9 protein-coding genes and 1 pseudogene are annotated in these 11,254 nt (G+C 53.1%); 4 read left to right on the forward strand and 6 right to left on the reverse strand.

The annotated features are described in order from the left end of the window. Positions 1-150: 150 nt before the first annotated feature. Positions 151-864, forward strand: a complete 714-nt coding sequence (locus FYJ73_RS16255) for a helix-turn-helix domain-containing protein (RefSeq protein ID WP_154535549.1) — start codon at positions 151-153, stop codon at positions 862-864. Here the strand turns inward: FYJ73_RS16255 and FYJ73_RS14990 are convergent. Further along, positions 861-1,538 (reverse strand): flavodoxin family protein, encoded by a 678-nt coding sequence (locus tag FYJ73_RS14990; protein WP_154535550.1) that lies wholly within the window; start codon positions 1,536-1,538, stop codon positions 861-863. The genes FYJ73_RS16255 and FYJ73_RS14990 overlap by 4 nt on opposite strands. A 391-nt stretch (positions 1,539-1,929) precedes the next feature. On the opposite strand from FYJ73_RS14990, the gene FYJ73_RS14995 reads away from it, so the two are divergent. The 3 genes from FYJ73_RS14995 to FYJ73_RS15005 all read left to right on the forward strand — a co-directional run bounded on the left by FYJ73_RS14995 (position 1,930) and on the right by FYJ73_RS15005 (position 6,233). Beyond that, positions 1,930-3,684: a 1-deoxy-D-xylulose-5-phosphate synthase gene (locus FYJ73_RS14995; RefSeq protein ID WP_154535551.1), complete on the forward strand. Its 1,755-nt coding sequence runs from the start codon at positions 1,930-1,932 to the stop codon at positions 3,682-3,684. Between the two features lie 87 nt (positions 3,685-3,771). Next, positions 3,772-5,331, forward strand: a complete 1,560-nt coding sequence (locus tag FYJ73_RS15000) for an ATP-binding protein (protein WP_154535552.1) — start codon at positions 3,772-3,774, stop codon at positions 5,329-5,331. Between the two features lie 44 nt (positions 5,332-5,375). Then, the gene (locus FYJ73_RS15005; protein ID WP_154535553.1) at positions 5,376-6,233 is read left to right on the forward strand and encodes a patatin-like phospholipase family protein; all 858 of its coding nucleotides are present in this window, start codon (positions 5,376-5,378) and stop codon (positions 6,231-6,233) included. Positions 6,234-6,344: 111 nt separating this feature from the next. Here FYJ73_RS15005 and FYJ73_RS15010 read toward each other — a convergent pair whose 3' ends face one another. The 5 genes and pseudogenes from FYJ73_RS15010 to FYJ73_RS15030 form a co-directional block, all read right to left on the reverse strand. Beyond that, positions 6,345-7,643 (reverse strand): NCS2 family permease, encoded by a 1,299-nt coding sequence (locus tag FYJ73_RS15010; protein WP_154535554.1) that lies wholly within the window; start codon positions 7,641-7,643, stop codon positions 6,345-6,347. Between the two features lie 74 nt (positions 7,644-7,717). Continuing rightward, a complete protein-coding gene (locus tag FYJ73_RS15015) occupies positions 7,718-8,521 on the reverse strand; it encodes a TrmH family RNA methyltransferase (RefSeq protein WP_154535555.1) in 804 nt (267 codons plus the stop codon). Positions 8,522-8,545: 24 nt separating this feature from the next. Beyond that, a complete protein-coding gene (locus FYJ73_RS15020; RefSeq protein ID WP_154535556.1) occupies positions 8,546-10,237 on the reverse strand; it encodes a putative transporter in 1,692 nt (563 codons plus the stop codon). A 227-nt stretch (positions 10,238-10,464) separates the two neighbouring features. Beyond that, entirely contained in the window at positions 10,465-10,851 is a 387-nt protein-coding gene (locus tag FYJ73_RS15025) for a DUF2023 family protein (RefSeq protein WP_235899409.1), read from the reverse strand. After that, positions 10,821-11,141, reverse strand: a pseudogene (locus tag FYJ73_RS15030) (flavodoxin domain-containing protein); the annotation flags it as partial. The pseudogene FYJ73_RS15030 and the gene FYJ73_RS15025, both read right to left, overlap by 31 nt. Positions 11,142-11,254 lie beyond the last annotated feature (113 nt).

The following is an 11,254-nucleotide window of genomic DNA, read 5'->3' on the forward strand; positions in this document are numbered from 1 at the left end:
TGGGATTGACATCCCAGTCGGGTGTGAACCGGGATACAAGTCGAAAAAGGTAGGGAGAAAAAGAGGAAGGCCAAAGAAAAACGAGTCGTAGTAGGTTATCGCTACAAACTAATTGAAAATTCAGAATTATGTGACAGAGGCTGGGCGAGGGTGCGTATAGAATTCTCGCAGTGGACCATTCATGCGGGGGAGACCATAACATTCTTTCCTACGGATATTGTGCAGATAGAAGATGTGTCGGAAGATTTTCATGGCATAGCGCTGGTCTATAGCGACGATATGCTGCGGATGGCGAGTCTGCATATAGAAGAGAGCGTCTATTTCTCTTTGAGAAACGACAGGCTCTGCAGGGAGAGGCAGATTGTAGCAGACGTCATCAGCCCCATGCTCACCATCCTGCAGCATTTCTTCTCCACTGACGGCTGTCGCGTGACTGATGAGATCGTCGCCCTGCAGCTGAAGAGCTTCTTTTTGGGTTTCTCCGATTTCCTCCGGCAGCATCCTGAACTGCGCCATCCCGATGTTGACTCGCAGCGAACCGATGAGCTCTTTGCCAGGTTTATGAACATCCTCGAGCATGACTTCATGGAATCGAAAGATGTTCAATACTATGCCGACCGGCTCTGCATCACCCGCAAGTATCTTGCCGTCATCGTAAAGCGAAAGACGGGCAAGACACCGAAGATGATGATCAACGAATATGTCATCACCCGACTGAAGCTACGTCTGCGAAATACCAATGACAGTATCCGCCAGATAGCCACCACTTTCCATTTTCCTGATGACAGCCTGATGATACGCTACTTCAAAGCACATACAGGGATGACGCCCGTTCAATATCGAAGGAACACGCAGATCCGTTAGGCTTTTGTGCAACAGGCTTCACCTGCTGCCTCTCTCACCAATCGTTTGCCTAACTCATAGGCTGCTTCCATGTCTTTTGGAAACTGTGTGGCGCGCACCTCTGCCTTGTGGCGCTCGTCAATCATAGCGGCATCGTAGCGGCTGTAGTTATTAAACTGGTAGGTGTCGTAGCTCCGCAGAATCTCTGTAGGACCGAAGACACCCAACTCGTTGGCGTTGGTATCCATCAGATACTGGTAGTTCATCTTTTGGTAGATCGCATCATTCGGACAGTTCATCGTGTAGATGGTGGCCGTATGGATCTTTTTCAGTACTGTGGGCTTGCTGTAGTCGGAATAGTTCACCGTAGGGAAGATGATCCGTTCCATGAATGCGCGAAGCAAAGCGGTGGGGTAACCGCAATAGTTGGGTGATCCGCACACCAGCACATCGGCTTCGACTGCTTTCTGAAGGATGGGCAGCAGGTCGTCTTTGAAAGAGCATACGCCCTTCTTCCCACCTTTCACCTTACAGGCGAAGCAACTCATGCATCCTTTGATATTGAGTTTGCGGTCATAGAGGTTGACCCATTCCACTTCGGCTCCGGCTTCTTCGGCTCCTTCCATAGCCCGCTGCAACAGTTTGGCTGTGTTGCCGTTCTTGCGGGGACTTCCGTTGATAAACAATGCTTTCATAATGTTCTTGTAATAAAATTATGTAGTTATATGTAGTATGGCATGAATTTACCATATTGCTCTCCCTTACAAATTTACAAGTTTTTTTCGTCTCCAGCGGAATTCCCCTTCCTTTTGGTTCTTGTTTAACTTCTATTTACTCTTCGGTGGCAAACTGTAACTATTCAGCAGGCAAGTAGGAGGCACGGCATCTCGACGCACATTCTTGCACGGCGAGACGCCGTGCCTCCTACTTGCCTGCTGAATAGTTATAGCGGATCAGAAATAGCCTGATATGCAAAATAGGTTGTAATTACCTTGATCAAGGTAATTGTAGTCTAAAAAGAATCTGCTAACTTTGCATCCGGAAAAGTAATAAGCAAAACAACAACATTAAAATCATTTATTGGTTATGTATATAGAAAAAGTCAACAGTCCTCAGGACATCAAGGAATTAAATATCAATGAACTGAATGTGCTCGCCGACGAGATTCGTACCGGCGTGCTCAACCGGGTCAGCATTCATGGCGGTCATGTAGGCCCCAATCTTGGTTTCACCGAGGCTACAGTGGCCATGCATTATGTCTTTGACGCCCCACGGGACAAGTTTGTCTTTGACGTTTCCCATCAAGTCTATCCTCATAAGATGCTTACCGGTCGTAAGGATGGCTTTCTCAAGGTGGATGACATGAATGCCATTTCCGGCTATTCCTCTCCACGGGAGAATTCGGAGTATGATCTCTTTGAGGTAGGACATACATCGACTTCTGTGGCGTTGGCTTCCGGACTTCAGGCAGCGCGTGATCTCCTGGGTGAAAAATACAACATTGTAGTGGTTCTTGGCGACGGTTCGCTCTCAGGAGGCGAAGCCTTTGAAGGACTCAATGTGGCGGCGGAGGCAGGAACCAACTTCATTGTGCTCTTCAATGACAACGGGATGTCCATCGCCGAGAACCATGGCGGAATGTACAAGAGTCTGGCCTCACTGCGTGAGAGCAACGGCGAGAGCAGCAACAATATCTTCCGCGCGTTAGGTTTCGATTATATGTATGTGGAAGCGGGCAACGATATTGAGAAGCTCGTTGAGGCTTTCCGCAAGGTCAAGGACATCGACCATCCCATCGTCGTTCATCTGCATACCGAGAAGGGTCACGGCTATCAACCAGCGGTGAAAGACAAAGAGGCCTGGCACTGGAGTGTGCCCTTCGACTTGAAGACCGGAAAGCCGAAAGTTACTGGCAGTGGCGAGAGTTTCACAGACCTGCTCGGACAGTACTTAGTGAAGAAAGCTGAGCTCGACGACAAGCTTCTCGTCGTCCAAAGTGCTGTACCTGCCATGAGTGGCCTGTCGAAGGAGCGTCGCGAGGCACTGGGCAAGCACTATGTCGACGTGGGCATTGCGGAGGAGGAAGCTGTGGCGCTCATCTCGGGTGCTGCCAAGGCCGGGGCCCATCCCGTCTGGGGGACACCGGCAACCTTCATGCAGCGCACCTACGATCAGCTGTGTCAGGATTTGGCTGTGAATGGCAATCCGGCGGTTATCAACGTCTTAGGGGCAAGCATTTACGGTATGAACGACTTCACACACATCTGCTTCTTCGACATACCCATGTTCTCGCATATCCCCAATTTAGTGTATTTAGCACCGACCACGTGGGAAGAGTTTATTGCCATGGAGGACTGGGCGATCGCGCAGGACAAGTTCAGTGTGGCGCTTCGCGTACCGTGTGCTGTGGTTCATAGCGATGAGGACTATCCGACGGACTACAGTCAACTGAACAAGTTCCAAGTGACCCATCGGGGCAGTAAGGTTGCGGTGATTGCCGCAGGCGGATTCTATCAAAAGGGCGAGGCTGTGCTCAAGCTGTTGGCCGACGAAGGCATCAACGCCACCCTCATCAACCCACGCTACCTGACGGGTGTCGACGAGCAGCTGCTCGATGAGCTCAAGCGTGACCATCAACTGATTGCAACTCTCGAGGATGGCAGCTTGGACGGTGGCTTTGGTGAGCGCATCGCCCGTTACTATGGTCCCACGGACATGAAGGTGCTCAACTTTGGTGTGAAGAAAGCGCTCTACGACCGTTACGACGTCAATGATCTGCTTCGTGACAATCACCTCACAGAAACACAGATCGTGGCTGATATCAAAACTGTATTGGCATAAACACCATGGCATGATAAATTATAAGGATTTATGTTCTTATAATTTAAGAATTTTGCTTAAATTTGCAAGCAAAGACTTTCATGCGCTATGGTATACTATCCGATAGGAATACAGACTTTTGAGAAGATCCGCAAGGGCGGATTCCTCTATGTCGACAAAACGAAATATGTCTATGACGTCTGCCACCCGGGGCAGTTCGTCTTTCTGTCGCGTCCGCGCCGTTTCGGCAAGTCGCTGCTGACGAGCACCTTTGACGCTTATTTCTCAGGTAAGAAAGAGTTGTTCAAAGGGCTCGCCATAGACAGTCTGGAGAAGGAGTGGAACCACTATCCCGTGCTCCACTTCGACCTCAGCGACATCAAGAAAGGTACTGCCGAGGAATGTGAGCTCAACCTCCACTCGCAGTTGGAGGATTTTGAGAGGACGTATGGTTGCGAGAAAGCCTCCGACGACCTCACGATACGGTTCCGCGAACTGGTGAAGAACATCTCCCGGAAGACGGAATCGCAGGTCGTCATCCTCATCGACGAGTACGATGCGCCGTTGCTCACCGTGCTCCACGACAGCGAACGGCTCGAGCCTATGCGCACCTTGCTGCAGTCGTTTTATTCGCCGCTGAAGAAGCTGGATCAATACCTCCGCTTCGTCTTTATCACGGGCATCTCCAAGTTCTCGCAGCTCAGCATCTTCTCACAGCTTAATAACCTCCATAATATCTCCATGCTGCCACAATATGCCGGTATCTGCGGAATCACGGAGCAGGAACTGAAAGACAACTTCCAGGAGGGTATCGCTGAACTTGGCAAGGCAAACAACATGACCAATGACGAGGTGCTGGCAAAACTGAAGCTCAAATACGACGGCTATCGCTTCTCTCGCAACGCTGAAGGGGTTTATAATCCGTTTAGTTTGTTGTCAGCGATGAACAACAAAGACTTCAACAACTATTGGTTCTCCACTGGCACGCCGACATTCCTTGTCAAGATGATGAAGAAGTTTCATGCTGACCTCACGCAGATCGATGGCAGCGAGGCGGCGCCGGAGGAGTTTGACGCGCCTACGGAGGACATGCAGAGTATCCTCCCATTGTTCTACCAAAGCGGTTACCTCACCATCAAAGATTATGACCCGGTGGTGAACCTGTACCGGCTCGGCTACCCCAACGAGGAAGTGAAGGTGGGCCTGATGCGAACCCTCGTGCCGTATTACGTCACCAAGAACGTGAACCTCACCAATAATACCGCCGCCAAGATGTATCTTGCCCTGCGTAAGGACGACATGGATGAGTGTCTCACCCTGGCCCGCGCTTTCTTTGCCGGCATTCCCTATCAGGAGGGCACGCTGCACGACGCACCCACGTCGGAGGGCCATTTCACCGCCATGCTCTACGTGATGTTCTCCTTCCTCAATGTCTATGTCTATACCCAGGTGCGCACGGCAAAGGGCAGGATGGACATCCTCATGAAGACCGACACCACCATCTACGTCATGGAGCTGAAACTCGACGGCACCGTGGAGGAAGCTCTGCGGCAGATCGACGACAAAGGTTATGCCATTCCCTACGAGGTCGATGGCCGCCGCATCGTCAAGGTCGGCATCCGCTTCTCCTCCCAGGAGCGCACGATCACGGCGTGGAAGATAGCGTGAATGAGTATCTTTGAGGCAAATTCAATATTTCATAAGACCGAAAAATGACAGAGAAGAAAGGACTGGTTCTTGAAGGAGGGGCTTTACGCGGATTATTCACGGCAGGCGTGATAGATGTCATGATGGAGAATGGCATTGAGTTTGATGGACTCATTGGCGTATCGGCAGGTGCCGCTTTCGGCTGCAACTACAAAAGCCGGCAGCCGGGACGTGTCATTCGTTACAACAAACGCTACGCCCACGACTGGCGATATTGCAGTGTGAAGTCGCTGCTCAAAACGGGTGACCTCTTCGGAGCCGAATTTGCCTATCACATGTTGCCCGATGAGCTTGACAAGTTCGATGTAGCGACTTTCGACCGTCATCCCATGGAGTTTTATGCGGTCTGCACCGATGTCCTGACGGGTGAGCCCGTCTACAAACGTCTGATGCATCATGGCTATGCGATGAATGAGTGGATACGGGCTTCTGCCTCTATGCCATTGGCCTCGAAGGTCGTAGCGGTAGAAGGTCATCAGCTCCTTGACGGCGGCATCGCCGACTCTATCCCGCTGAGATTCTTTGAGCAACAAGGATATGACAAGAACGTAGTGGTCTTGACGCAGCCCAAGGGATATGTCAAGAAGCCCAATCCGCTGATGCCGCTTCTTAGACTTCAGCTTCACCGTTATCCAAAGTTTCTCAAGGCGGCAGCAGAAAGGCACATCATGTACAATGAAGAGACGGAATATGTCGCCCGGCAGGAAAAGGAAGGAAAGGCGTTTGTCATTCGGCCGCACTCGATATTGCCCATCAAGCATATCACGCATGACCCGGAGCTAATGCAGAAAGTGTATGAGGATGGGCGTAGTGTCATGCTTTCAAGGTTAACAGAGTTGAAGTCTTTTCTGAGCGAATCATGAAGTCTCCATTGCCCGTGCTTTGTCTTGGAACGCTTGGGACCTGAGCTTTTCTGAAATTTAAGCAGAAGCCTTTCAGACACATTTTGATTATCATTTCCTATTTCCTTATCCTTATCCGAATATGAAGTTGAGGATAAAGATGACGCTGAGCACGAGCAATGTGGCGTTGAGATCCTGCCATTTTCTGACACACAGCTTCATGGCCACATAGCTGAGGATACCCAGGCAGATGCCGTCGGCAATGCTATAGCAGAGCACCATGGTGATCATCGTGATGAAAGCCGGGAAAGACTCGTCGATCGTCGAGAGGTCCATCCGCTTCACATTGTCGAGCATCAGCACGCCGACCATCACCAGCGCACCGCTCGTGGCCGCACCGGGGATGAGCATGAACACGGGCGCGAGAAACAGCGAGACGAGAAATAGTATGCCCACGGCAAAACTCGTCAAGCCACTGCGGCCTCCTTCGGCGATTCCTGAGGCACTCTCGACATAGGTTGTGATCGTGCTCGTGCCCAGCAGCGAGCCTATCGTGGTGCCCAGGGCGTCGCTCATCATCGCCTCGTTGACATGAGGAATGGTGCCGTCGGGCTTCACCACGTTGGTCTTGTAAGCCAATCCCACAAGGGTGCCCACGGTGTCGAAAATATTGACCAGCAGCAGCGACACCACCACCATCACCGTACGGAACGACAGCAGACCATCAAACTGAAACTTGCAGAAGACGGGCGAGAGGCTTTGGGGCATAGACACCGGCAGCCAGTGCTGCGGCACCTCGGTCACGCCCATGGGGATGCCCACCAGTGTGGTGAGGATGATACCAAAAAACAAAGAGCCCTTGACATTGCGCGCCATGAGCACACCGCTCACCAAGATGGCTACGATGCCAAGGATCGCCGTGGGCGTGAACTTCCCAAGAGATACGAAAGTGTTGGGATTATTGACAACGATCCCAGCGTTTTTCAGTCCGATGAAAGCGATGAACATGCCGATACCCACCGAGATGGCGTAGCGCAGATTGGTGGGGATGGCGTACAGGATATATTCCCGTACATGGATGAAAGTGATCAGCAGAAAGGCGATGCCCTCGATGAGCGAGATGGCCAAGGCCTGCTGCCAGGTATAGCCCAGTGCCTGGCACAGCGTAAAGGCAAAAAACGCGTTCAATCCCATGCTCGGTGCCTGGGCAAAGGGCAGTTTGGCAAGAAAAGCCAGGAGCAGCGTGGCTAACGCTGAGGCCAGTGCCGTGCTGGTGAACAGTGCCGCGCGGTCCATGCCGGTATTGCTCAGCACAGTAGGATTCACGGCAAGGACATAGCACATCGTCAGAAACGTGGTGGCACCGGCGATGAGCTCAGTGCGCACACTCATGGTTTTGGAGTCAAAACCTAACCAATGATACAATTGCATATAAATCAAATATAACTCTCAACTTTCAACTCTCAACTCTCAACTCTCAACTCTCAACTCTCAACTCTCAACTCTCAACTTTTAATTCTCAACTGATAGCACGCCACTGCCATGGCGGCTGCGACATTGAGCGAGTCGATGCCGCGCGCCATGGGTATGCGCACCACATCGTCGGCGCCGTCGATGACATCATTCGGCAGTCCGTCGCCCTCGGTGCCCATGATCAGTGCCAGTCGGGTATGGGCGGCCAGGCGGGGATCATCGAGCAGGATGGAGTCGTGGCGCAGAGCCAGGGCCACGGTGTGGAAGCCCCGCTGGCGAAGATCCTTGAGGGGGTCGTCGACCCACGTCCAGGGGATCAGAAAGGTGGTGCCCATCGACACGCGTATGCTTCGGCGGTTGAAGGCGTCGCAGCTGTCGCGGGTGAGCAATATGCCATCCATGCCGAGTGCCGCCGCGGAGCGAAACATCGCCCCGATATTCGTCGTGTCGCACACGCCGTCGATGACCACCAGCCGGCGCGACTGCGCGCAGAGGTCGTCGAGCGTGGGCAGCGTGGGGCGGCGCATGGCGCAGAGCACGCCGCGCGTGAGCGTGTAGCCCGTCATGTCGGCCAGCAGCTCGCGTGGACCTGTGTAGATGGGGATGTCGCCCAAGCGTGCCACGATGTCGGCAGCGTCGCCGCTCAGGTGTCGTTCCTCGCACAGCAGGGCCACGGGCTGGAGCCCGGCACTCAGCGCGGTGCGGATGACTTTAGGGCTCTCCACGACCACGAGGGCTTCTGCGGGATGCAGACGGTTGCGAAGCTGTGCGTCAGTGAGTTTCCAAAACACCTCAGTGCCCGGGGTGTCCTTATGGGTGATGTGTATGACCGGCATAAGTCTGCTATATTGTCAGGAGGTTCAGGCAAAGATGAAGACGAGTATCTGTAAAGTGATGATACGTAAGAACATCGCAAAGGGATAGACCGTGGAGTATCCCACTGCTGCCGAGTCGGTGTCGCTGCGCTCACCCACGAAGCTCAGGGCGGGCGGATTGGTGTTGCATCCGGCCAGCACGCCCATCAAGGTGAAGAAGTTGATGTGGAAGCAATAGCGGCCGATTATTCCACCGAGCAGCACGGGGATCATGGTGATGAGGAAGCCGTAGAAGATCCAAATCAATCCCGAATAGCTCTCTATCGTGGCCACAAAGGTGCGGCCCGTAGCCAGTCCCACGCATGCCAGGAAGATGCAGAATCCCACTTCGCGCAGCATGAGGTTGGCCGAGATGGTGTTATAGGTCACCAAGTTGTATTTCGGACCGAAATATCCCATGAGGATGGCGATGATGAAGGGTCCGCCCGTGAGTCCCAGTCTCAGATTCTCGGAGATGCCGGGGATGAAGAAGGGCACGTTGGCCAGCAGACAGCCGAGGAAGATGCCGAGGAAGATAGGAATCAGGTTGGGTGCGTTGAGTCGCTTGAGCGAGTTGCCCATGACTTTCTCGGCATGGCTCACGGCAAGTTCAGAACCCACAACGGTGACGCGGTCGCCCATCTGTAGTTTCAAGTGCGGCGTGGCCACGAGATCCACGCCCGAGCGGTTGACCCGGGTGATGTTGGCACCGAGGCTGGAACGGAACTGCAACTGAGCGATGGACTTGCCGTTGAGCTCCGACTTGGTGATGAGGATACGACGGGAGATGAGCGAGTCGCTGAACTGCTTCCAGTCAAACGCCACCTTCTCGCCCATGAGCGCGCAGATAGGCTCCTCGTCCTGCGGGTGGGCGACTACAAGGATCACGTCGCCGTCGTTGAGAATAGTGTCACCCTTGACAAGCTCGTGGTGGTTGTTGTCCTCGGGGCGGTAGATGCGGGAGATCATGAAGTCGCGCTTGAGGAAATGGTGCACCTCGCGCACAGGCTTTCCATCGATCATCTTATTGTTGATCTTCACCGAGAAGGTGTTCAGCGTGATCTTTTCGAGGTATCCGGTACCGCGCCGGGCATCCTCCTCCTCGGCCTTCATGTCGATGCGCAGCACATAGCGCAGGATGACCATGGCAGCGATGACGCCGAGCACACCGATGGGATAGGCGACCGAGTAGCCGGTGGCAATCGACGGATTGTCAACGACATGGTGCAGATCGCTGAACGCCTGCTGGGCCGCACCCAAGGCGGGGGTGTTGGTCACGGCGCCGGAGGCCACGCCGGCAAGCGTGGCGAAGGGCGTGCCGGTGATGAAGTAGATGGCCAGCAGCGTCACCACGCCGATGCCGACGATGATGGCCACCAGTCCGTTGAGCACACGGCCGCCGCCACGAAACGAGGCGAAGAAGCCCGGACCTACCTCCAGGCCGATGGAGTAGACAAAGAGCACCAGGCCAAACTCCATCAGAAAATGCAGCAGGTGCTCATCGAGCATCATGTTGAAGTGGCCCATTACCAGTCCCGCAAACAATATCCATGACACGCCGAGCGAGATGCCGTGAACCTTTACCTTGCTCAGTGCCAGGCCTATGGTGAGCACCAGCGAGAGGATAAACAGGGAGTGAGCCACTCCACCACCCCAAAACTCGGGGAATCCCCAAAACAGTTTGTTGATTACTTCCATGCTTTATATTTATATTGATAATGATTTCCGTCCCGAAAATAACATTCTTGTCGCCCCGCGGCGGCTTTCCATGTGCAAAGTTACAGATTCTTAATTAGTTAAGGAAACATAAATGGGAAAAAATTTCAAGAACCCACAAAAAAAAGGACCAGCTTCCCAGCCAGTCCTTTTTATACACATACAAAAACATTATGCTTTATATTTATAGCGAACAAGATTTATGTCTGTCACGCGCCGGCAGCCCCACAATGGCCCCGGCGGCATTTACGCTCGCAATAGCGCTCACACTGCGCACAGAGGTCGTAGCCCAGCATGGCACCGAGGATGAAGTCCTCTTCGGGCGTGAGACGGCTGAGTGGCTTGTCGACGATCATCCTCACGGCATCGAGGCACTCGCGGCGTCCGAAATAGAGATTCAGACAGCCATTGCCCACCGGCTGGAGCAGAAAGGGCAGCTGCAGACGCCGCATACGATCGACGACCGCCGGCTCGTATTTCTGATTGAAAGTGAAGAGCACCATCCTGCGCACTCCTTTCTGGTATTCGTAGATATGGTTCATCAGCACCTTCATCTCCACGGGCATTACAGCAGCGGACTGATGGCGGCTATCCATGCTTCAATGCGGTTTTCGGTTTTATCATCTTCGTTGACGTCGTCAAGGGCAAGACCCACAAAACGGCCGTCGACAACTGCCTCGGAATCGTCGTAGGTGTAGTCTGAGGCGTCTACGCTGCCGATGACCGTAGCACCGGCTTCCTGGGCAGCGTCGCTGAGCTCGCGCATGCCCCCGCAGAAGGTGTCGCTGTAGCTCGCGCTGTCACCGCAGCCGAATACTGCCACCGTCTTGCCCTGCAACCCCGCACTCTTGAGCACCTTCACGCCTTCGTACTCTGAATTTTCGATTAATTTGTAGCGATAACGCAAGCTGCAAAGCCAATTATCTATAAATCAGTTTATATTTAACTTATTATGTTTTGTCATTTCATTTATTATTGTTACATTTGTAGCGGTAATCA

The sequence above is a fragment of the Hallella mizrahii genome, from assembly GCF_009695775.1.
Taxonomy (GTDB): Bacteria; Bacteroidota; Bacteroidia; order Bacteroidales; family Bacteroidaceae; genus Prevotella; species Prevotella mizrahii.